Origin of the sequence: Haloglomus irregulare (genome assembly GCF_007421925.1) — an archaeon.
GTDB lineage: Archaea > Halobacteriota > Halobacteria > Halobacteriales > Haloarculaceae > Haloglomus > Haloglomus irregulare.
In genome coordinates this window covers 448,118-470,050 of sequence record NZ_QMDX01000001.1, presented here as the reverse complement: position 1 = coordinate 470,050, position 21,933 = coordinate 448,118, and the positions used below count along the sequence as shown (strand labels likewise).

At 72.7% G+C, this 21,933-nt stretch carries 21 protein-coding genes; 11 read left to right on the top strand and 10 right to left on the bottom strand.

What is annotated here, in order from left to right:
• Position 1: 1 nt before the first annotated feature.
• From DP107_RS02470 to DP107_RS02460, 3 genes are all read right to left on the bottom strand, one after another.
• On the bottom strand, positions 2-1,084 hold the full coding sequence (locus DP107_RS02470; protein ID WP_144260541.1) for a geranylgeranyl reductase family protein: 1,083 nt from the start codon (positions 1,082-1,084) through the stop codon (positions 2-4).
• Positions 1,085-1,136: 52 nt separating this feature from the next.
• Positions 1,137-1,892, bottom strand: coding sequence for a protein-L-isoaspartate O-methyltransferase family protein (locus tag DP107_RS02465; protein WP_144260540.1), 756 nt, complete (start codon positions 1,890-1,892; stop codon positions 1,137-1,139).
• 73 nt (positions 1,893-1,965) lie between these two features.
• Positions 1,966-2,796, bottom strand: coding sequence for a nucleotidyltransferase family protein (locus tag DP107_RS02460; protein ID WP_144260539.1), 831 nt, complete (start codon positions 2,794-2,796; stop codon positions 1,966-1,968).
• An 83-nt stretch (positions 2,797-2,879) separates the two neighbouring features.
• On the opposite strand from DP107_RS02460, the gene truA reads away from it, so the two are divergent.
• Positions 2,880-3,755, top strand: coding sequence for a tRNA pseudouridine(38-40) synthase TruA (gene truA / locus DP107_RS02455; RefSeq protein WP_144260538.1), 876 nt, complete (start codon positions 2,880-2,882; stop codon positions 3,753-3,755).
• 14 nt (positions 3,756-3,769) lie between these two features.
• Here the strand turns inward: truA and DP107_RS02450 are convergent, their stop codons facing one another.
• The 5 genes from DP107_RS02450 to DP107_RS02430 form a co-directional block, all read right to left on the bottom strand.
• Positions 3,770-4,054, bottom strand: a complete 285-nt coding sequence (locus DP107_RS02450) for a hypothetical protein (protein WP_144260537.1) — start codon at positions 4,052-4,054, stop codon at positions 3,770-3,772.
• A 174-nt stretch (positions 4,055-4,228) separates the two neighbouring features.
• A complete protein-coding gene (locus tag DP107_RS02445) occupies positions 4,229-5,686 on the bottom strand; it encodes a M28 family metallopeptidase (RefSeq protein WP_202877310.1) in 1,458 nt (485 codons plus the stop codon).
• Between the two features lie 230 nt (positions 5,687-5,916).
• Positions 5,917-6,984: an isocitrate lyase gene (gene aceA, locus DP107_RS02440; RefSeq protein ID WP_185977134.1), complete on the bottom strand. Its 1,068-nt coding sequence runs from the start codon at positions 6,982-6,984 to the stop codon at positions 5,917-5,919.
• A 224-nt stretch (positions 6,985-7,208) separates the two neighbouring features.
• Positions 7,209-8,504, bottom strand: a complete 1,296-nt coding sequence (gene hisS / locus DP107_RS02435) for a histidine--tRNA ligase (protein ID WP_144260793.1) — start codon at positions 8,502-8,504, stop codon at positions 7,209-7,211.
• A 709-nt stretch (positions 8,505-9,213) separates the two neighbouring features.
• Positions 9,214-10,188, bottom strand: a complete 975-nt coding sequence (locus DP107_RS02430) for a lamin tail domain-containing protein (protein WP_144260535.1) — start codon at positions 10,186-10,188, stop codon at positions 9,214-9,216.
• Positions 10,189-10,292: 104 nt separating this feature from the next.
• On the opposite strand from DP107_RS02430, the gene DP107_RS02425 reads away from it, so the two are divergent.
• The 3 genes from DP107_RS02425 to DP107_RS02415 all read left to right on the top strand — a co-directional run bounded on the left by DP107_RS02425 (position 10,293) and on the right by DP107_RS02415 (position 13,665).
• Complete coding sequence (locus DP107_RS02425; RefSeq protein WP_144260534.1) at positions 10,293-10,673, top strand: hypothetical protein; 381 nt, start codon at positions 10,293-10,295, stop codon at positions 10,671-10,673.
• Between the two features lie 168 nt (positions 10,674-10,841).
• Entirely contained in the window at positions 10,842-12,521 is a 1,680-nt protein-coding gene (locus DP107_RS02420) for a GTPBP1 family GTP-binding protein (protein ID WP_144260533.1), read from the top strand.
• Positions 12,522-12,621: 100 nt separating this feature from the next.
• Positions 12,622-13,665: a M48 family metallopeptidase gene (locus DP107_RS02415; RefSeq protein WP_238330740.1), complete on the top strand. Its 1,044-nt coding sequence runs from the start codon at positions 12,622-12,624 to the stop codon at positions 13,663-13,665.
• Positions 13,666-13,684: 19 nt separating this feature from the next.
• On the opposite strand, the gene DP107_RS02410 is transcribed toward DP107_RS02415, so the two are convergent.
• Together DP107_RS02410 and DP107_RS02405 are read right to left on the bottom strand one after the other, a co-directional pair.
• A complete protein-coding gene (locus DP107_RS02410; protein ID WP_144260532.1) occupies positions 13,685-14,806 on the bottom strand; it encodes a pyridoxal phosphate-dependent aminotransferase in 1,122 nt (373 codons plus the stop codon).
• 370 nt (positions 14,807-15,176) lie between these two features.
• Complete coding sequence (locus tag DP107_RS02405) at positions 15,177-16,010, bottom strand: DUF7839 domain-containing protein (RefSeq protein ID WP_144260531.1); 834 nt, start codon at positions 16,008-16,010, stop codon at positions 15,177-15,179.
• 148 nt (positions 16,011-16,158) lie between these two features.
• Here DP107_RS02405 and DP107_RS02400 point away from each other — a divergent pair, with 148 nt between their 5' ends.
• The 7 genes from DP107_RS02400 (at position 16,159) to DP107_RS02370 (ending at position 21,863) form a co-directional block, all read left to right on the top strand.
• On the top strand, positions 16,159-16,761 hold the full coding sequence (locus tag DP107_RS02400) for an ATP-binding protein (RefSeq protein WP_144260530.1): 603 nt from the start codon (positions 16,159-16,161) through the stop codon (positions 16,759-16,761).
• The gene (locus tag DP107_RS02395; RefSeq protein ID WP_144260529.1) at positions 16,758-17,543 is read left to right on the top strand and encodes a cobalt-factor II C(20)-methyltransferase; all 786 of its coding nucleotides are present in this window, start codon (positions 16,758-16,760) and stop codon (positions 17,541-17,543) included. Before DP107_RS02400 ends, DP107_RS02395 begins: the two co-directional genes overlap by 4 nt.
• The gene (locus DP107_RS02390) at positions 17,540-18,463 is read left to right on the top strand and encodes a cobalt-precorrin-4/precorrin-4 C(11)-methyltransferase (protein WP_144260528.1); all 924 of its coding nucleotides are present in this window, start codon (positions 17,540-17,542) and stop codon (positions 18,461-18,463) included. Before DP107_RS02395 ends, DP107_RS02390 begins: the two co-directional genes overlap by 4 nt.
• 220 nt (positions 18,464-18,683) lie before the next feature.
• Positions 18,684-19,676 (top strand): cobalt-precorrin 5A hydrolase, encoded by a 993-nt coding sequence (gene cbiG, locus DP107_RS02385; RefSeq protein WP_144260527.1) that lies wholly within the window; start codon positions 18,684-18,686, stop codon positions 19,674-19,676.
• Positions 19,673-20,584: a precorrin-3B C(17)-methyltransferase gene (locus tag DP107_RS02380; protein WP_144260526.1), complete on the top strand. Its 912-nt coding sequence runs from the start codon at positions 19,673-19,675 to the stop codon at positions 20,582-20,584. The genes cbiG and DP107_RS02380 overlap by 4 nt, the downstream gene beginning before the upstream one ends.
• Positions 20,585-20,586: 2 nt before the next feature.
• Positions 20,587-21,615 carry a precorrin-3B C(17)-methyltransferase gene (gene cobJ, locus DP107_RS02375; RefSeq protein WP_144260525.1) on the top strand — a complete coding sequence of 343 codons (1,029 nt, stop codon included), beginning with the start codon at positions 20,587-20,589 and terminating at the stop codon, positions 21,613-21,615.
• The gene (locus tag DP107_RS02370; RefSeq protein WP_144260524.1) at positions 21,615-21,863 is read left to right on the top strand and encodes a ferredoxin; all 249 of its coding nucleotides are present in this window, start codon (positions 21,615-21,617) and stop codon (positions 21,861-21,863) included. Before cobJ ends, DP107_RS02370 begins: the two co-directional genes overlap by 1 nt.
• Positions 21,864-21,933: the final 70 nt, after the last annotated feature.

Sequence of the window (21,933 nt, the reverse complement as noted above, 5' to 3'; positions counted from 1 at the left end):
CCTACATCGGCAGTAGCGCGCGCAACTGTGCCCTGGAGAACAGCGTCGAGGGCTCGTCCATGTGGACGCCGATCTCCCCGGAGAACGCCCGGAGCCCGGCGCGTTTGACCGGCCCGGGAGCGTCGTAGCCGGCCCGGACGAGGTGGCCCAGGCGCTGCTCCGTGCGGAGGTCCTCGCGCCATGTCCGCTCGTAGTCACCCAGCGTCCCCGGGTCGGCTGGGTCGACGGCCCGGGCGGCGTGGTCGGCTGCGCGCATCCCGTAGAGGATGCCCCCGCCGGTGAACGGCTTGGTCTGGGCGGCGGCGTCGCCGACGAGCAGCGAGCGCCGGCCCGTCACCCGCTTGGGCGGGCCGACGGGGATGAGCCCGGAGCAGCGCCGGTCCAGCGTCACGCCGTAGTCCTCGCAGAGCGTCTCGAACCGGGCGCGCTCGTCCTCGCCCGGCGACACCGCCAGCCCGTACTCCACGCCCGCATCGCCCCGCGGGATGCGCCAGGCGAAGAAGCGCGGGACCGTCAGGTGGACGTCGACGAACTCCTCGGCGTCGGGGTCCTCGTCGAAGCCGAGCACGCCGTGGAGGAACTCGTCCGGCTCGGGGAGGCCACATTCGTCCCGGACCCGCGAGCGCGGGCCGTCGGCGCCGACGACCATCCGGGCCTCGTGGCGCCCCGTGCCGTCCGGGCCGCGGGCGGTGACGGTCACGCCGTCCCGACGCTCGTCGACCGCCGTGACGGTGTGGTGGTCGCGCACGTCGGCGCCGGCGTCGGCGGCGGCCCGCGCGAGGGCCCGGTCCAGCCCCACCCGGTCGACCGCGTTCGAGATGGGCTCGTCCCGGTGGAACCGGTGGGCGGGTGAGTCGGCGCCGCCGAGGTGGAACCGGGCCCCCCGGATGGCGTTCTGGAACAGCGTCTCGTGGTCGTCCTCGGGTACGTAGTCCCAGACGTCGAGCGAGACGTGACCGGAGCAGGCCAGCGGCTCCCCCACCTCGCCCTGTTCGAGGACGAGCACGTCCCGACCGCGCTCGGCCGCGCTCCGGGCGAACCGCGCGCCGGCCGGCCCACAGCCGACGACGACGAAGTCGTGCATCTATCCGTTCTCGGGGGCTGGTCGGTAAGTAGCTTGTCGCTCCGGTCGGCGACTACAGCTCCCGGTCCCAGTCGATCCACTCCTGCTCCCAGCCCTTCCGGCGCTCGGCGGCCCGCTCGGCGTGTTCGCGGTCCTCCCGCACCGTCCGGTTGCGCTCGACGGTGGTCGCCTGCTCGCCCTCGACGAGCATCGGGGCGAACGCCGTCGTCCCCCGGCGGCCGACGGTCTCGTAGCCGCGGGTGGCGGTCGGCTCGACGACGGTCAGCGTCTGCTCGCCGCCGCCCAGCGGGAGCACCAGCCGGCCGTCATCGGCCAGTTGGCGCACCAGCCGCCGTGGCGGCTCGATGGCCGCCGCCTCGACCAGCACCCGGTCGTACGGGGCGTACTCCGGGAGGCCGTCGGCGCCGTCCCGGCAGTCGACCAGCACCTCGCCGTAGCCCGCCTCGGCCAGGTTCGACCGGGCGTCGTACACCAGTCGCCGGTCGATGTCGACCGCGTGGACGTGGCGCGCGCCGGCCAGCTCGGCACAGACCGCGGCGGTGTAGCCGACGCCCGCGCCGACGACGAGCACCTCGTCGCCGGGCTCCGGGACGAGCGCCTCCAGCAGCCGCGCGGCGGTCGAGGGGGCCAGCACGCGGGTGCCGTGGCGCTCGAACGCGCGGTCGGCGTAGGCGGCCCGCTCGTCGTCGACGAACGCCTCCCGCGGCACCGCCCGCATCGCGACGCTGACGGCCTCCGACCGGACGCACCGCTTGGCCTCGTGTTCGAGGCTGTCGACCATGTCGTCCCGGAGGACCGCTGGGTCCATATCCTCGGTTGGAGACGGGACGGCTTGAATCCCGCGGCCACCGCGTCCCGCTGCAGTCGTGTGGTTTGCGGGGTCAACGGTGGGGGTCGCCCGACGCCTTCCCCCCGAGCAGCCGGGCCTCGACGGCCGCGCGGTCCCGGGGGGTGTTGACGTTCCGGCGCCAGCCACGCAGCCGGACGGTCTCGACGCGGCCCTCACGCGCCAGTCGGGAGATGGCATCCGAGAGCTCGCGTTCCCCGGTGTCGCCCCGTCCGACCGCGCGACAGGCATCGAAGACGCCCGGGGAGAACGCGAAGCGGCCGGTCTGGACCAGCCGCCCGGACCCGCCCGTGCAGCGAGCGCCGTGGGCCTCCGGCGGGAGGTCGTCGGGTTTCTCGACCACGTCCACGACCCGACCGTCACCGTCGGTCCGCACGACGCCCACGCGCCGGGCGGCTTCGGGGGGGACCCGCTCGACGAGCAGGACGGCGTCGGCGTCGGTCGCCCGCTGGCGGGCGACCAGCCGGCGGACGTTCGCCACCCCGCCGGGGTCGGGACCGAAGACGTTGTCCGCGTTCAGGTGGACGAACGGGCCCTCGACGGCGGGCTCGGCACACGCCAGCGCGTCGGCCAGCCCGCGCTGCTCGGGCTGCTCGACGTACGTCAGCGGCAGCCCCCGGTCGCTGTCGCCGAACCGGTCGCGCACGCGGTCGCCGTGGTCGCCGCCGACGACGACGGCGCCGCTCACGGCGGTGCCGCTCGCCCGGGGCGTCTCCGACGCCCCGCTCTCGACCACGGGCCGGACGGCGTCCAGCGCGTGCGCGAGCAGCGGCCGGCCGCGGACCGGGACCAGCGGTTTCGGCCGTCGCGCGGTGAGCGGACCCATCCGGGTGCCGCGGCCGGCGGCGGGGAGCACAGCCTGCACGGACGGCGCCAGGGTGGCCCGCGGCAAAGTCCTGGCGGCAGGCGCCCCAGCGGTTTTTGCCGCCCGTCGCCGAACGGGGAGGCGTGACCGACGACGCCGCGGCCGACGGGGCCACCTCCGGTCGGCGCGCCTACCGCGTCGCCTACGACGGGACCGGCTACCGGGGGTTCCAGCGACAGCCCGACGGCGACACCGTCGAGGACACGCTGCTCGACGCGCTCTGCCGGCTGGACGTGCTCGCGGGGCCGCCGGCCCCGGCGGGTGCCAGCCGCGAGACGCCGCCGGGATGGGCCGCCGCCGGGCGGACGGACCGGGGAGTCTCGGCGGTCGCCCAGACCGTCGCCTTCGACGCGCCCGACTGGCTGACGCCGCGGGCGTTCTGCGGTGAACTCCCGGGCGACGTGCGCGTCCACGCCAGCGCCGACGTCCCGCCCGACTTCCACGCCACCCACGACGCCCGCGAGCGCACCTACGAGTACCACCTCCACGCGCCCGAAGCCGACGACGACGCCGTCCGGGGGGCCTGCGACCGGCTGTCGGGCGACGTCGACCTCCACGACCTGAGCGCGAACCCCCGCGGCGACCGGACCCGGCGGGACCTGTCGCTGTCGGCCGAGCGCGACGGTTCGTACCTCCTGCTGGGGGCGCGCGCCGACGGCTTCCCCCGCGAGTGCGTCCGGCGGCTCGCGTCGCTGGTCGCCTCGGTCGGCGCCGGCGAGCGCGACCCCGCCTTCGTCGACCGGGTGCTGGACGACGAGCCGCTCCCGGGGCCCGACGGCGTCGCCGCCGCCCCGCCCGAGCCGCTGGTGCTCGTCGATGTCGACTACGACCTTGACTTCCGCACCGACCAGGAGGCCGCGGCGACCGCCTGGACCGTCTTCGAGGGCCGTCGGGTCGAACGGACGACCGGCGCGCGGGTGGCCGCCCGACTGCGCCGGGGGGCCTCGCGGGACCCGTAGCTCGCCGCAGCGCTTCAGGTCACGGCGTGCCCCTCGGTCGTGACGTTCCCGTCCTCGCCGACACGGGGTCCGCACTCCTCGCAGTGGCGGACGGTCCGGTCCCATGCCGTCCCGCCGTCGACGGAGACGATGGCGTGGCTGGTCGTGTCCGCCTCGAAGGCGCCGGCCCCCTCGTCGGACTCGGCGGTGAAGCTGCCCTCGAACGTCCCGTCCACGGGGGCCCGGTTCGTCGGGTGCCCGGTGGCGACGACGCGGACTGGCGGGGCCTGGAACGCCTGAATGTCGACGTCCGCTGTCATCCCGTGGTGGACGGAGGCACCGGGCCTCGGCGTCGCCGTGGCGGCCGGGTCGGACGGACCGCCGCCCCCGGGAGGCCGGCCGTGCAGCCGGCGAGGACCAGCAGGAGCCAGCGGGTGACGGTGCGGAGGGCCATCGGCCGGGCCGAGCGCCCGGCCGGCAACTGTCCTCGGCCGTCAGTCCCAGCGCTCGGGCCAGACGCCGGCCGCGCGCATCCCCGGCTCCGCGCTGGCCTCCCGGAGGTCGGCCGCGACCGCCTCGGGCGCCCGTCGCGGGAGGTCCCGCCGGGTCAGCTCGCGCACCAGCAGCGCCGTCAGCACCGCATGCGACCGGAGGTCGCGCCGGTCGACCTTGTCCCGCGTGTCCGCCCGCGTGTGGGTGTACCCCCGGCCGCGCGGGCCGCCGGGGCCTTCGCCCGGTCCGCCGGCCGGCGGCGACCGGCTGTGGAGCTGGAGTGCCGGCACCCCGGCCCGCAGGAACGGCCAGTGGTCGCTGAACGAGTGCGGCGTCCGCTCGAGGTGCAACGGGACACCGACGGCGTCCGTGACCTCGCGCGCGACGGACTCCATCGCCTCGGCGCCGTGCGTGAACGCCCGGAGGTCCCGCGCCCGGCCCCCACCGTCGACGTTGCAGACCGCGTGGACGCGGTCCAGCCCGACCGCGGCGTCGAGCCGGTCGGCCAGCGCCTCGGCCCCGAGCAGCCCCGTCTCCTCGCAGCCGACCGCCGCGACCGTCACCCCCCGCTCCAGCCCCGAGTCCGGGGCGGCCGGGTCGTCGGCGACGGCGGCCAGCAGCCGCGCGGCGGTCACGGCGACCGTCAGCCCGGCGCCGTTGTCCAGCGCCCCCTCCGCGATGTCGTGTGCGTCGAGATGGGCGACGAGGACGACCCGCTCGTCGGTATCGGGGCCGAGATGGGTGAGGACGTTCCGGCTCTCGCCCGGCTCCGTGGCCGCCTCGACCCGGAGGCGGGCGGTGGCGGGGGCCCCGGGTGTCGTGGCGTAATCGGTCAGCCAGTCGCCCGTCTCCCGGGAGACGCCGACGCCCGGAATCGACGCCGCGCCGGCGTCGGCGGTTCCGAGCTCCACGTCGCTCGGCGTCCCGCCGAACCGGAGCGACCCCGTCGGCGGCAGCTGGCCGGGGACGTGGTTGACGAACAGGAAGGCGGCCGCGCCCGCGTCGACGGCGTGCCCGAACTTCTCCATCCGGTGGACGAACCGCCCGTCGGCGGGGCTGTCCGTGCTCGCGACCGCGACGCACCCGTCGAGGGCCGCTGCCTCGATTGCGGCCTGGGTCCCGTAGCCCACGTCGACCAGCGGCGCCTCGACCGTGCCGCCGGGCGAGTACGGCAGCGCGATGGCTTCGAACTCCCGCTCGACGGTGCCGTCCGACCGGTCGACAGCGACGGTCAGGTCCGTCCGGCCCCGTACCCAGCGCTGGGTCGGGAACTCCTCGACCGTGGGGGTCCCCGGCAGTGCCACGTGCGTCAACTCCGCCGCCCGGTGTTCGCCGGGCGAGCCGCCGAGCCGGTTCGGGATCTCCGCGATGCGGCTGAGGAAACGCCACGGGAACGGGTCGGCGAACGCCCGGCCCGCGAGCGCCCGCACCAGCGGGTCCGCGTCGTCCTGGTCGAACATATCGGACGGAAGGGTGGCGTCGGGCATAGGTTCCGGGTCCGCGGGCCGGCCGCTCCGGCGTGGTCGCGAGTGGCCCCGAACCGCTCGCGCCAGCGCCGGCGCGTCGACTGGCAGAGCAGTTGGGGCCGAGATTGGCGTGTAACCGTCGAATACGGGGATTTGACGGGCAAGCTCGTCTTCATCCGACGAGTCGAAGAAACAGCAGCGAAGAACCGCGAGTTACGACGGAATCAGTCGTCGTCGTTCGAGGTCAGCGGGTCCGACTCCTCCTCGGTGAAGCCGGCGGACTCCTCCATCCGCTGCTTGGCCTCGGGGTCGAACTGCGCCTCGATGTCCTGGAACCGCGAGACGAAGGAGAGCTCGTGGTGGCTCTCGGTCTCGTGGCCGAGATAGCGACCCTCGAGGTCGAACTGCGCCTCCTCGTCGTTCTCCGCGATCGCCTTCATGTCCTCGTAGACCGCGTGCGCACCGCTGTGCAGGGCGTAGAGGGTGATGAAGATGTACTGGTAACCCAGGTCACCCAGCTCCTGGAAGGTGAGCGCGTCCTCCTCCTCGGACCACGCGAAGGAGCTGGAGTAGTTGAACGCCATCATGACGTCCGGGTGGGTCTCGCGAAGGGTCTCGGCGTAGCTGACGGCGTCCTCGCGGGACGGGTCCGGCATCTCGGGCCAGACGATGTCGACGCCGGCGTCGGCGTACATCCGGCCGCGCTCGAGGTGCTCCTCCCAGTCGCCGTTGGCGGAGCCGTAGGCGTCCGTCCGGGCGATGATGATGGTGTTCTCGTCCTGCTTCGCGTCGACGGCGGCCTCGAACCGGGCCTTTGCCTCGTCGCGCGGGACGATCTTCTTGCCGGCGATGTGCCCGCAGCGCTTGGGCGTCGTCTGGTCCTCGATGTGGACGGCGGCGACGCCGGCCTTCTCGTACTCCCGGACCGCGCGGCGGACGTTGTGGATGCCGCCGTAGCCGGTGTCACAGTCGGCGATGACCGGCAGGTTGGTCGCCTCGACGATGCGCTTTGCGTTCTCGACCATCTCGGTCATCGTGACCATCTCCAGGTCCGGGAAGCCGAACTGGCCCAGGACCGTCGAGTAGCCCGACATGTACGCGGCGTCGAGACCGGCCATCTCGGCCAGTCGTGCGTCGAGCGCGTGGTAGAGACCGGGTGCGAAGGTGAAGTCCTGCTCCTCGAACTTCCGACGCAGTTCCCGCGCGGCGTGGTTGTCGACCTCCCGAACGATGGACTCCGTGTTCTGGACGCGGCTTGCGACCTCGTCCGTACCGTCGTTGTCGTGTGCCATTGGTTGTCTGAGCGGGCGTAACGCCCGTGCTCTGTCCCACCGTGGCGCGAGGGCGAATAAAACCCTTATGAATTATAATGGTAATATCCACTAAGGAGTTGCCCCCGGCTAGGTCCGACTGAGGAATATAAGGGCGTGACATCCTCTAGCGTGCGGTTTCGGCGCGACGACCGGGCCCCATCACGGTGCCGACCGGCATGGTACCGCGGTCGGTGTCGGCCCGGCTACACGAAGTCGTCGTACGTCGGCCGCTCGTGCTCGCCGGGGAACGAGTCGAACGGGGCGGTCGTCTCGTCGCCGCTTTCCATGTTCTTGACCGTCACGTTCCCCTCCGAGAGGTCGCGCTCGCCGACCACGACCACGGTCTCGGCGTTGACGCCGTCCGCGTAGGAGAGCTGTGAGCCGAAGCCCCGGTCGTTGAGGTCGGTCTCGACGACGTGGCCCCGCGTCCGGAGGGCCCGGGCCACGTCCAGCGTCTCGGGGCGGGTGTCGCCGACGGAGAGGACGTAGTAGTCGGTGCTGACGGCCTCGTCCGGGTAGACGCCGGCCCGCTGACAGAGCAGGTGGAGGGTCGCGTGACCGGGGGCGACCCCGACGGCCGGCGTGGGCTGGCCGCCGAACGACCCGATGAGGTCGTCGTAGCGGCCGCCGCCGAAGACCGATCGGGAGACCTCGCCGGTGGAGTCGAAGCACTCGAAGACGACGCCGGTGTAGTAGTCCAGCCCCCGGGCGGTCGCCAGCGAGACCTCACAGTGCTCGCGGACGCCGAAGTCCGCCGCCGCGTCGAGCACCGCTCTGAGGTTGTCGACCGCGGCGTTCACCGCCTCGTTGCCCGCCTCGGCGACGGCGTCGAGATCGTCGTCGGCGATGAGGTCGTCGAACGACCGGGCGTCGGCCCGGCTCAGTCCGGCCTCGGCGAGCAGGCCGAGGTACTCGTCGTCGTCGACCTTGGCGCGCTTGTCGACCGCGCGGATGGCCTCGCGCGTGTTCACGTCCGACTCGAACGACTCGATAAGGTTGCCCAGGATGTCCCGATGCGAGACGCGGAACTCGAAGTCCCCGCCGTCGAGCCCGAGTTCCGTCAGCGCGTCGCCGGCGAAGGCCAGCACCTCGGCGTCGGCGGTCGGCTCGCTCGTCCCGAAGATATCGGCGTTGGTCTGGTGGAACTCGCGGAACCGGCCCTGCTGGACCGCCTCGTACCGCCAGAACGGCCGCGTCGAGAAGAACTTGATCGGCTTTGGCAGCTCCTGGCCGCGGTCGACCACCATCCGCGCGACCGTCGGCGTGAGCTCCGGCGTGAGCGTGACGTGGCGCCCGCCGCGGTCCTCGAAGGCGTACAGCTCGTCGACGATGTCGTCGCCGGCCTTGTCCGTCCACATCTCGGCGGGTTCGAGCCGCGGGGTGTCGATCTCGCGGAAGCCGTACCGGCGGGCCACGTCCTCGACGGTGTCGACGACGGCCCGGCGGGCGGCCATCTCCGGGGGGAAGAAGTCGCGAAAGCCCTTCAGGCGCTCGTACATGGCCCGCGGTTCGCCGGGCGCGGGTTGAAAGGTTACGGTCGGGCACGGGGTGGCCCGGGTGAGGACTGGCCCGTCCTCAGTCCCCGCCCGGCTGCCGCTCGTGCCAGGCCACCTCGGGGTCTCGACCGTGTGGACGGCGTACCCGCCGTCGGTCGCCCGGGTCCCGGGGACCGTGTCGAACGCCTGCTTGACGAGGTCGTAATCGACCGTCCTGACGGCGTCCAGCAGCGGCGCGACGCCGTCGACGCCCACCCGGCGGTTCGGGTTCGGCGGCGAGAGCTCGTCGAGCCGGCTGGAGAGCGACAGCCCGATTCGGTGGAGCCGTCCGGCCCCTCGACGGCCTCGACGCGCTCGTTCGGCTCCGAGCGGCCGTCGATGGCGCTCCGGTCGGGGTCGCCGCTGGCGTCCACGGCGTGGCCCTCCGGCTCGTCCGGCCCGGCGCGCTCGAACCCGAAGCCGAGCGCGTCGACCGGGTCGGTCATCGTCACGAGCACCGAGCCGCCCTCTCGGCCCGAGGTGAGCACCGCCCACAGCAGTTCGCGCTTCCCGGTCCCGGGCGGTCCCGCGAGCAGCACGCTCGTCCCGGCCCCGACACCCTCCGTCCCCAGCACTGGCGGCAGCTCGTATCCCATCGCGGCGGTTGCTGCGAGGGACGCGGATGCGGACGAAAAGCCCCCCGGAAGTGGGCACGTAACCACCCCGACGGCGGCTAGTACGACCGCTCGGCGACGACGGTCCCGTCGGCGTCGCGGACGGTGATGGTGTCGCCGCCGTTGTTCCAGACCGCGCCCCCGCGGCCCCAGTAGACGTCACCGTCGCCGTCGGTGCCGCTGCCGGTGTGTAACGTGACCTGCTCGCCGGGCGTGAGTGTCACGTCGCCGAAGGTGTACGTCTTGCCGGCCTCGTCGGTGACGGTCCAGCCCGAGAGGTCGAGTCCCGTCTCGGCCGTGCTCCCCAGCGTGACGTACTCGTCGTCGAGGTTGTCGTTATCGTTCCCCTCTGCGTCGGCATGGACCGTCACGACCCGGAGCCGGCCGTCCGTCGAACCGCCGTCGGGCGACGCGGTGGCGGTCCCCGTCGGCGGCGACGCCGTGGCGCACTCCCAGAGGCCCGTGCCCTCCGCCTGGGCGGTCGACTCGGCGTCGTAGAACGCGTTGCGGGCGGTGAACTGCGAGTCGTACACCCGGGCGTAGCCGTCCGTGACGAGCCCGTAATTGACGTTCGAGCCGTCGTGGACGACGTACGAGAGGAGCCGGTCGTAGTAGCCCCGACGGCCCTCGGCCGCGTCGAAGTAGAGCGTGACCTCCTCGCCGGCCAGCCTGTCCTTCGCGTGGCTGCTCGCCGTCTCGCCCCAGCGCCGGAGGCAGGCGCGCCCGGCTGCCGTCTCGGGGACGCCCGCGAACTCCTCGGGCGTCGTCTCGGTGTGGACCTCCGGGGTGTCGACCCCCAGCAGCCGGACGGTGTCGGCGGTGCCGTTGTCGTACGCCACCTTCAGCGTGTCACCGTCGACGACCCGGGTGACGGTCACGGTGACGCTGCCGGCCGTCTGGGCGCCGCGGAGGTCCGCGTCGGCCGGGCTCCCGGCGCCGCCATCGCCCCCGACCTCGCCGGGCGCCGAGGTCGTACAGCCGGCGGTCAGGAGGAGCACCGCGAGCAGGACCGCCGCGAACCGGGAGCCGTCCATGCCGGTCGCTGGCCCGCCGCCGGCAAAGCCGTGACGGCCCGCCCGGCCCCGGAGAAGCGCCGCCACCACGGCGGTTATGTGCGTGGCAACAGAACACACGGGTGATGAGTGACCGAGACGACCTGCGGGACGTACTGCTCGCGCATTCGGACCACCAGCCGGTCCGCAACGTCTTCGAGGCGATGACCGACGGCGCGGACGCGTCGCTGACGGACTACGTGGAGACGATGCGCGCGACCGACGGCGACCTGGCGCTGGTCGCCCGGGATGGCGCCGCCGACGTGTACGCGCGATGGTCCGGGACCCGCTTCGAACTGCTGACCGTCTGGCCGCCCTGGACGGTCACCGGCTACGACACGACCGACCGCAGCGGCCTGGAGGCGGAGCTCGACGGCGCCGACGGCCTCCGGCCGATGGCCCACGACGAGACGCCCTTCGACTCCCCGGAGACGCTGACCAGCCTTCGCGGCCTCGTCTGGCCCTGAATCTCGGTTTCAGGCGCCGGTAACGGCGGTCCGCTCCCCCTACTCCCGCAGCGCCACGACCCCGTTCGCCGGGCTCGCAACGCCGCGACACGACCGTGATGGTCCACCGTGCTCCCGGCGGCACGCGTTCGGGAGGCTTTTGCCGGGGCGGGTGGTACGCGTACACGTATGTCAGCCGACCGAGCCGCCCTCGACCGCGCCATCGAGCGCGGCGAGGAGGAGGGCGGCAGCGTCGAGTTCAAGGAACGGCTCACCCGCGAGGTCCATCTCTCCGACGGCCGGCTCGAGTCCCTCGCGGCACAGCTCCGGCATCGCGTGCTCTCCGGCGACGGCGAGGCCACCTACGTCGTCGGCGTCACGGACGACGGCGGCATCGCCGGTATCAGCCCGGACGCCTTCTCCGAGTCGATGGACGTGCTCAGCCTGCTCGCCGAGGAGGCCGGGGCCCACATCGACGACGTGTCGACCTGGGGCGTCGGCGAGGACGGCACCACGGCGGGTATCGCCAGCGAGGGCGGGACCCCGGCGGACGGCGAGGGGGACCGCGGCATCGTCGGCATGGCGACCGTCCGCGAGGGTGCCGTCCTCGACACCGACGACGAGCATATCGTCGTCGGGACGGCGGGCCACGTCGACCACGGGAAGTCGACGCTGGTCGGCTCGCTCGTGACCGGCGAACCCGACGACGGCGAGGGCGGCACCCGGTCGTTCCTCGACGTCCAGCCCCACGAGATGGAGCGGGGACTCTCCGCGGACCTCTCGTACGGCGTCTACGGCTTCGACGACGAGGCCGGCCCCGTCCGGATGGACAACCCCCACCGGAAGGCCGACCGCGCGAGCGTCGTCGAGCGGGCCGACCGCCTCGTCAGCTTCGTCGACACGGTCGGCCACGAGCCGTGGCTCCGCACCACCATCCGCGGGCTGGTCGGGCAGAAGCTCGACTACGGCCTGCTGGTCGTCGCCGCCGACGACGGCCCCACCAAGACGACCCGCGAGCACCTGGGCATCCTGCTCGCGACGGAGCTGCCGACCATCGTCGCCATCACGAAATGTGACATGGTGAGCGACGAGCGGCTCTCCGAGGTCGAGCGCGAGATCGAGCGGCTCCTCCGCGGGGCCGACCGGACGCCGCTGTCGGTGGCCCGGCACGGCGTCGAGGCCGCCATCGAGGAGATCTCCGAGCAGGTCGTCCCCGTCGTCGCGACCAGTGCCGTCACGATGGAGGGGCTGCCCGTCCTCGACGAGCTGTTCCACCGGCTCCCCAAGACCGAGGGCGGTGCCGCCGCCGACCGCTTCCAGATGTATATCGACCGGAGCTACAACGTGAAGGGTGTCGGCGCGGTCGCCTCCGGCACCATCCGCTCCGGAACGGTGTCGGCCGGCGACGAGCTGCTGCTCGGCCCGATGCAGGACGGCTCCTTCCGGGACGTGGAGGTCCGCTCCATCGAGATGCACTACCACCGCGTCGACGAGGCCCAGGCCGGCCGCATCGTCGGTATCGCACTCAAGAACGTCCGCGAGGCCGACGTGGAGCGCGGGATGGTCCTGCTGCCCCGCTCGGCCGACCCCGAGCCGGTTCGGGAGTTCGAGGCCGAGGTGATGGTGCTCAACCACCCCACCCGCATCGACGAGGGGTACGAGCCGGTCGTCCACCTCGAGACCGTCAGCGAGGCGGCGGCCATCTACCCGGAAGCGGGCCAGCTCCTGCCGGGCGACACCGGCAACGCCCGCGTCCGGTTCAAGTTCCGCCCATACCTCGTCGAGGAGGGCCAGCGGTTCGTCTTCCGCGAGGGCCAGTCCAAGGGCGTCGGCACCGTCGTCGACACCCGGCCCGGGGACGACGCGTAGCCCCGCGAACGGGTCGTGTCTCGGGCCCCAGGCCTCCGGAAGGCGCCCCCCGGGCACCCCCACGACAACCATCTTGATTCCAGGTCCCATACGCGTGGGCGTGTCCCGGAGTGGCCCTCGCTCGCCCGACAGCGCGCCGGCGACCGCCCGGTCCTCGTTCGACCCGGGGACCGGACTGCGACTGCTGATGGCCGTTGTCGGGCTCGCCGTGCTCGTCCTGTACGCGACGGCGGCGTTCGTCGTGTACCGCGGCCTGCTCGACCTGTGGGCCCGGAGACCCGCCCCGGCGACGACCGTGCTCGTGGTGCTGGGACTGGCGCTGACGTTCGGCTACGTCAGCTATCGTGGTGGTGTGGCGGCCCTCCGGCGTGAACTCGACACCACCGAGCTGCCACGGGCCCGGGCGCCGGACCTCTACCGGCGGGTCGAGGCGCTGGCCGCCGAGATGGATATCGACCCGCCGCCACTCGCCGTCGGCCGGATGGGGATGCCGAACGCGCTCGCGCTCGGCGGCCCCCGCGACGGGCTCATCGTGATGGACCCGTCGCTGCTCCGGCTGCTGAGCCAGCCCGAACTGGACGCCATCCTCGCCCACGAACTCGCGCATCTGGAGACCCGCGACGCGCTGGTGAAGACACTCGGCAGCAGCGTCGTCCGGACCGTGACCGGGCTCGCGGTCGTGGCGCTGCTCCCGCTGGTCATCCTCGCGGTCGGGGTCGCCCGGGCGCTCGCCTACCTCCGCGGGGGGTCGCCCCGGGAGATCACGACCGCCACGAGGCGAGCTTACACCGTCGCTACCGCCGGCGTCGTCGTGCTCCTGTTCGTGTTCACGCTCGCGCTGCGGGCGTACTCGCGCCGACGCGAGTTCGCGGCCGACGACCGCGCGGTCGAGGTGACCGGGCAGCCGGTCGCGCTCGGGCGGGCGCTGCTCCGCATCGACCGCGCCGCCCAGCCGGCGGACGGACTGCTGTCGGACCTGGCCATCCACGGCGACGAGAAGGGGACGCTCACGCGGTTACTGGCGACCCACCCGCCGATGGAGCGCCGCGTCGAGCGGCTGGCCGACCGGAGCGGCCGCGAGGTGACGGTCTCGGGTCAGGCGCGGGCCCGCGGCGGCCGCGGCGTCCGCATCGAGGTGCGCTGAGCCGGCTCGGAGCGGCGCGCTACTGGACGGCCGCCGTCGCCTCGCCCATGATCTCGATGGCCTCCTTCAGGGTCGCCATGTCCGTCGCGTAGGAGATGCGGGCGTGGCCGGCGCCGTTCGCGCCGAAGGCCTCGCCCGGGACGACGACGACCCCGCGCTCGATGACCTCGTCGACCCAGCCGGCCGGGACGCGCGGCATCGCGTAGAACGCCCCCTTCGGCGTCGGAACCTCCAGCCCCATGTCCGTGAGCCCGTCGAGCAGCACGTCCCGGCGCTCCTCGAACGCCGTCACCATCTCGTCGACGGGGGCCTGCGGGCCCGCGAGCGCGGCCTCGGCGGCGTACTGGGAGGGTGCGGAGGCACACGCCTGGCAGTACTGGTGGACGCGGAGCATCCGCTCGACCCGCTCGTGGCTCCCCGTCACCCAGCCCAGCCGCCAGCCCGTCATCGAGTAGCTCTTGGAGCAGGCGTTGACCACGACCACGTTGTCCGACTCGGCGAACTCCAGCGGCGAGCGGTGCTCGCCCTCGAAGACGATGCGCTCGTACACCTCGTCGGAGATGCAGAGCAGGTCGTGCTCGTCGGCGATGCGCGCGAACTCCCGCATGTCCGCGGGCGACTGGACGGCGCCGGTCGGGTTGGCCGGCGAGCAGACCACGAACGCCGCCGTCTCGTCGGTGATGGCCGCCTCGACGTCGGCCGGGTCCATCGTCAGGTCCTCGCGCAGCTCGACGGGTACCGGCTCGCCGCCCGCGAGGTGGGTGAGCGCCTCGTAGGAGACGAACCCCGGGTCCGGAACCAGCACCTCCTCCCCCTGGTCGACGTGGGCCTCGATGGCGATGTGGAGCGCCTCGCTCCCGCCGGCCGTGGCGATGACATTCGCCGGGTCCACGTCGAGCCCGCCGTCCCGGGCGTGCTTCTCGGCGATGGCCTCCCGGAGCTCCAGCGTGCCCTTGTTGGACGTGTAGGCATCGCTCTCGCCCGAGTTGATGGCCTCGACCGCTGCCTGCTTGGCGTGGTCCGGCGTCGGGAAGTCGGGCTGGCCCAGCCCCAGGTTGATAGCGTCCTCACCGGCCGCCTCGAACACCTCGCGGATGCCGCTGATGGAGACCTGCTCCACGCGCGACGAGAACTCGGTCATATGCGGGTTGTGGGGTGCCGGGGTGGTAACTGTTCGTGGTCCAGGGTAACGGTGATACGCGGCCGATACCGTTCCTCCCGGGTGCTTCCGTCGTCAGGGTCCGATGTCGTGGCCGGGTGATGGCATCACGTGGTTACCGCGGGCCTTGCGAGGGTTTCGGCCCGGCTGACGTGCCCGAGGGCCCGACTGCTCCCCCTCTCGGCGCGGGCTATGGCGGCGATCTGACCGTTTCCGAAGCTCTCGCGCTCTCGGGGTGCCAGGCCTCGCCGCGCGTTTCGCTCGTGTGCGTCCCCCGTCCGGGCACCGTCGAGAGCGCGAGGGCTTGCGACCGCCCCTGCCACCGCCGGCCGTCCCACGAGTGAACGTCCCCTTACAGCGTCTCGCCGTCGATGACGTCGTAGCCGAGGTCGCCGTCCCGCAGGGCGTCGGTGACGGCCGACAGCTCCGTCACCGAGGCGACGACCAGCACGTCCAGGCCGCGATGGGCGGCTTCGGCGACCGCCGCGGGGGCGCCGAAGCGGATGTCGAGGTCGAGGCCTGCCCGGCGGACGGCCGCCAGGGCCTCGGTGCCGGCGACGGCGAGCAGGTCGATGTCGGTCCGGCGCTCGGCGAGCGCGTCGGGGTCGACGGCGCCGCTCCCGCCCTCGTGGACGCGGGGGACGCTCACGACCCGGACCTCGCCCCACTCGTAGTCGACGAGCCCCTCGAACTCCGTGACGCCGACGTCCTCGTCCGTGTCGGCGGTGGTGACCGCGACGCCCGTGGCACTGCCGGCGCTACCCGGGGTGGCCCGGAGGACGCCATCGCGCATCGACAGCGAGACGGGCTGGCCCTCGTCGATGTGGGCGGTGGCGAGGGCGGTGTCGACCTCGACCCGGCCGAGCACGTCCTCGGAGACGTGGCCGACGTAGTCCCGGAGCGCCTCGGTCCGGCTCATCAGCCAGTCGACGCCCTCGTTGGTCACCTCGTAGCGCCCGCGGCCGTGCTTCTCGACGTAGTCCTCGGCGACGAGCCCCTGGAGGTAGTCGCTCACCGCCTGGGCGGTGACGCCGATGGCGTCGGCGACCTCCTGCTGGCTGACCGCCGGCTGTCGCTGGGCGATCTCGACGAGAATCTGGTAGCGCGTCGCGTCGCGCTTGCTGCGGAGCACCCCCGCACGGTCGCCGGCGCCGGTCGTCTCGGCCGCCGCATCGTCGCCGCTCATAGAACGGGGTTCGGCCGCAGAGTGCAAGTAATTTTGCACTCGCGTCGGCCATCCGGCCGTTTCGGACCAGCTCGGACGAGCATATCACGATTCTGGTTTATCTAAAACAAGCACAATTGTTTTATCGTCCGCCTCGTTTGTGTCCTCTATGTCACGGGTACGACTCCCCCACGACGCCAAGGCCGGACCGACGAAGCCGGAGGTCCGGGCCGTGACGCTCGCAAAGCTCGACCCGTCGCCGGACGACCACGCCGTCGAGGTCGGTGCCTGCACGGGTGCCGTGACGGTCGGGCTGGCCCGGCGAGCGGGCCGCGTGACCGCGCTCGAACGGAAACCGGAGCGGCTGTCGGCCGCCCGGAAGAACCTCGCCGCCAACGGTGTCCCGGTCGAGGGGACGGAGGCGACCGCCGCGGACGGCGGCGCCGTCGAGGCGGAGCCCCCGTCAGCCGCCCCCGTCACGCTCCGCGAGGCCGAGGCGCCGGGCGGGCTCCCGGAGGATGCCGACACGCTGTTCCTCGGTGGCAGCCGCAACTACGAGGCGATCCTCGACCACGCCGTCGGGACCGGCGTCGGGACGGTCGTGATGAACGTCGCCCGCCTGGAGGTCGCGGGCGACGCCGTCCGGGCGTTCCGGGAGCGTGACCTGCTGGACGAGGTCTGCCAGTTCCAGGTGAGCCACGGCTACGAACTCGCGGGCGCGACGAGCTTCGACTCCGATAACCCGGTCTACTGCATCGTGGGGGGCGCATGACGCTGTACGGCGTCGGCCTGGGCCCCGGCGATGCGGGCCTGGTCACGGTTCGGGGCCGCGAGGTCCTGCAGGAGGCGGAGGTCGTCTACTCCCCCGGCCGGCTCTCCCGATCGGTCGCGACCGAGCACGTCCCCGGGGAGCGCATCGGCGACCTCGACTTCCCGATGACCCGGGACGAGGAGGAACTCCGCGAGGCCTGGCGCGAGGCCGCGGCCGCCATCGCGCCGAGCGCCCGGGACGGGACCGTCGCGTTCGTCACGCTGGGTGACCCGAACGTCTACTCCACCTTTGGCCACCTCCGGCGGACCCTGGAGGCGTTCCACCCGGACGTGGACCTCGAAGTGGTGCCAGGTGTGAGCGCCCTGACGGCGTTCGCGACCGCGCTCGGCGTCGAGGTCGCCGCCGGGTCCAGCATCGCGCTCCGGGAGGGCGCCCGCGGGGCCGCCCCGACCGGCCCGGACCGGATGGTCCTGTTCAAGGTGACCGACGCGCCCGCCACCCACGAGGGCCTGACCGAGGCCGGCTACGAGGTGACCTTCGGCCGCCGGCTGTTCATGGAACAGGGCGAGACCCTGGTCACGGACGACCCCGCGGAGATCGACGAGCGGGACTACTACACGCTCGCCTACGCCGAGCGCCCGGAGGCCCGCGTCGAGCAGGCCACGGACGCGTTCGTCGAGGCGACGAGCGGGGAGACGGTCGCCGATGGGGGGGTCGCCACGGAGGAGCGCGCCGTCGCGGAGGGCTGTGGCGACGAGTGGCCGGGGGTGACCGGCCGATGAGCGACGACGCAGACGCCCCGGCGGACGCCGCGGCCAACCCACAGGCGGCCATCGACGCGGCCTCGGCGGCCCGCGCGGAGGGGCGCGACCCACGCCTGTACGAGCACACCGCCGGCGACGACCAGAGGGGTATCCCCTTCGTCGGCGCCGGGCCGGGCGACCCGCGGCTGCTGACGGTCGCCGGCCGCGACCTGCTGGCCGACGCGGACCTCGTGGTCCATGCCGGCTCGCTGGTCAACAGCGAACTGCTGGCGGAGTACTGCGTCGACGCCGAGACGGTCTCCTCCATCGGGAAGGACCTCGAGGAGCTCATCCCCCTGATGCGGGACTCCTACGAGGCCGGCGACACCGTCGTCCGGCTCCACAGCGGCGACCCGGCGGTGTACGGCGCCGCCCTGGAGCAGATGGACGCCCTGGAGAGCGAGGGGGTTCCCACCTACATCGTCCCGGGCGTCACCTCGGCGTTCGCCGCGGCGGCGACGCTGCGGACCCAGCTCACGCTGAACGGCGCGGCCAACCACGTCGCCTTCACCCGGCCGCAGGGGAAGACCCTCGACGCCGAGGACGACCACATCGCGGACTTCGTCGAGATGGGCGACGTGACGACCTGCATCTATCTCGGCACCCACGCGGTCCCGGAGACGATGGACCGGCTGGTCGAGGAGGGTATCGACCCCGAGACGCCCGTGGCGGTCGTCTACCATGCCTCCTGGCCGGACGAGGACGTGCTGACGGGGACGGTCGCGACCATCGGCGACGAGATCGAGGACGCGGGCTACCGCGCCTCCGCGATGGTCGTCATCGGGGACGCGGTGGGAGCGGGCGACTACGAGCGCTCCTACCTGTACGGTGGCTGGGCGAACCGGGGTCCCGATGACGACTCCGCTGACGACGCCGGCGAGGAGGTGGAGGCGGACTGATGAACCGGCTCGGACTGCGGAACCAGCGACGGGACTGCTCCGGAAGCCCCCGCCGGCTCGACGAACCCCGGCGACGCAAGCACTGCACCGAGCGACCGGAGGGAGCGAGGGAAGGGCGCAGCGAGCCGCGGGAGTCGAGCCGGCGGCCCCTTCCATTCCCACCCGGGGCGGGTGGCGCACCGAGCGGCGCGGGCGGACCCACGGTGAGTACGATATCCACATGAGCACGGACAGCAACAGCGGGACGACCGACGAATCGAGCGACGACTCCGGGCACGGCTGCTCGACCCCGGACAGCGACGGCGAGGTGGCCGAGGAGATCGCCATCGTCGCCTTCGAGCGCAAGTGGGAGGTGGCCGAGGAAATCCGCGCGGGCATCGGCGACCGCTACGAGGCCATCGACCTCCTCGAATATCACGGCGACGTGTTCGCCGAGCACTGGGGGGAGTACGACTGCTTCGTCGGCCTGATGGCCAGCGGCATCGCGATGCGCAAGACCGCCGGCCTGCTCGACGACAAGTGGGAGGACCCCGCGGTCGTCGTGGTCGACGAGGCGCTGACGTGGGCCATCCCGCTGACGGGCGGCCACCACGGGGCCAACCAGGTGGCCGACGACCTCGCCTCGATGGGCGCGGTGCCCGCGATGACCACCGCGAGCGAGGCTGCCGGCAAGCAGGGCGTCGAGGAGCAGGCGAAGGCACTGGACGCCCACGTCGTCAACGGGGATAGCACGGTCGCGACGAACCTCGCCGTGCTGGACGAGGAACTCGGGCCCGTCGCCCGGCTCGACGGGCCGGCGGCGGTGCTGGCCCACGACGAACTGACGGTCCTGAAGCGGAACTCGGAGGACGGTGTCGTCCTCGGGACCGGCAGCGTCGCGGGCGCCGAGGCCGAACAGTTCGAGGCGGCCTGGACGGCGGCGCTCGACGGGACGGACTACGACCTGAGCGACGTGGAGTTCGTCGCGACGGGCACGCGGAAGGCCGAGGAGGAAGGCCTGCTCGAAGCGGCCGAGGACCTCGACCTCGGCGTCGTCTCCTTCGAGAAGGAGACGCTGGAGGAGTTCGAGGGGCCGACCCCGTCGCGCTCGCGCGAACTCATCGGCTGGCCGGGCATCGCGGAGTCGTCGGCCATCGCCGGCGGCCGCGAGCACGACCTGCTCGTCGAGAAGCGCTCCCACGAGGACGCCGTCACGGTGGCGGTCGGCCGATGAGCGCCGACGCCGAGGGCGACGCGGCCGACGCCGCCGAGGAGTTCGACCTCGACGGCGAGGTCGTCCCCGAGTCCGAGTACGGCACCCTGTACGTCGTCGGCATCGGGCCCGGCCTGCCCGACGAGATGACCCAGCGCGCCCGGGACGTCATCCGGACCGCGGACTGCGTGGTCGCCTCCAACCTCTACCAGGAGTTCCTCCGGAAGGACGGCACCCTGCCGCCCGAGGACCGGGTCGACGGGGACGGCGTCTTCGAGCGGCCGGACGGCTCGACCGGCGAGCTGGTCCGGTCCTCGATGGGCCGGCAGGTGGAACTGGCGAAGGAGGCGTTCGCGCGCGTCCGCCGCGGCGAGGACGTGGCCCACGTCTCCGGCGGCGACCCGAACGTGTACGGGAAGAGCGACCTCGTGTTCACGATGGCCGAGGCCGAGGGCGCGACGGACGTGCCCATCGAAATCGTTCCGGGCGTCACGGCGGCCCTGGGGCTGGCGGGCAACCTCGGCGCGCCGCTCTCCAACGACTTCTGCACCGTCTCGCTCTCCGATAAGTGGCGCGGCTGGGCGGAGATCGAGGAGAAGCTGCGGGCCGCCGCGATTTCGGGGTTCGTCGTCGTCCTCTACAACTGCTGGCGCGACTACGAGCGCGCCATCGACACCCTCCGGGAGGAGCGGGCCGACGACGTGCCCGTCGCCATCGTCAACGACGCCGGGCGCGGCGAGGCCGGGCGCAACCTGGAGGACGAGACGTTCACCATCACCACGCTGGGCGAGGCCGACGAGCACGACGAGGAGGTCGGCGGGATGGGCACCTCCATCCTCGTCGGCACCCACGAGACGGAGGTCTGGAGCAACGACCACCGCGACTACCTCGTCACGCCCCGCGGCGGGCGCGACGTGGAGGACTTCTGATAATGAGTACCGAGAACACCGACACCACGACCGAGGCATCGAGCACGACCGAGAGCAGCTGCGGCGCGACGAGCGCGAGCGAGGCGTCTACCGACGCGTCGACCGGGAGCAAGTGTGGCGCGTCGACGACAGAGGAGAGCACGAGCAGCGACTGCGGCGCGAGTTCCGACGCGTCGAGTTCGTCGGGCTGTGGTGCAAAGACCAAGAGCGAAACCACCGACGAGAAGGTCGCCGCGACGGCGGAGGACTTCGAGGGCGACCCCGGCCGGCTCATCGCCGTCGGACTCGGCCCGGGCCACGCCGAGGGGATGACCCAGCGTGCGCGGGCGGCGCTCCTCGAAGCGGAGCATATCGTCGGCTACACGACCTACATCGACCTGCTGCCGGACGAGATCGTCGAGGAGGCCGACGACATCTACGACACGCCGATGTGCGGCGAGGTCTCTCGCACCGAGGAGTCGGTGGACCGCGCACTCGCGGGCAACGACGTCGCCATCGTCGGCAGCGGCGACCCGAACGTCTACGCGCTGGGCGGGCTCGCGCTGGAGATCGTCGAGTCGAAGGGCACGACACCCTCGGCGGTCGACTTCGAGGTCGTCCCCGGCGTCCCCGCGGCACAGTCCTGTGCCGCGCGGCTGGGCGCCCCCCTCGTCAACGACACGGTCACGGTGTCGCTGTCGGACCACCTCACCCCGATGGAGGAGATCGAGTCCCGGCTGCACGCGGTCGCGCCGGAGGGGTTCACCATCGCGGTCTACAACCCGTGGAGCCGCAAGCGCCGGGAGAACTGGGAGACCTGCTGTGACATCCTGCTGGAGCACCGCAGCGACGATGTCCCCGTCGGCGTCGTCCACGGGGCCGGCCGCGAGGACGAACAGGTGGAGATCGTCGAGCTCTCGGAGCTGAACGCGCTCGGCGAGACGGACCTCGTCGACATGACGACGACGGTGCTGGTCGGCAACGAGGAGACGTACGTCGAGGACGGGCGGATGGTCACGCCCCGCGGCTACGAGACCAAGTACGACTACTGATGACCGACAGATACCGCGTCACCGTCGACAAGACGGCCTGTGACGGCATCTTCGCCTGCCTCGTCCGGGACGACCGGCTGGTGGAGGCCGACGACGGCCTCGCCGGCTTCGACCCGGAGGAGGCCGTGTCGGTCGAGCGGACGGACGACCGCGTCACCGCGACGTTCGAGGACGACCGCCTCGACGCCGCGGAGGGCGCCGCTCGGGCCTGCCCGCCGAGCGCGATCTCCGTGGAGGTGGAGGAATGACCGAGGAACATCGGTCTTCCGCGGATACTCCGGCGAACATCCTGGTAATCGCGCGGATTACGGGGGTATC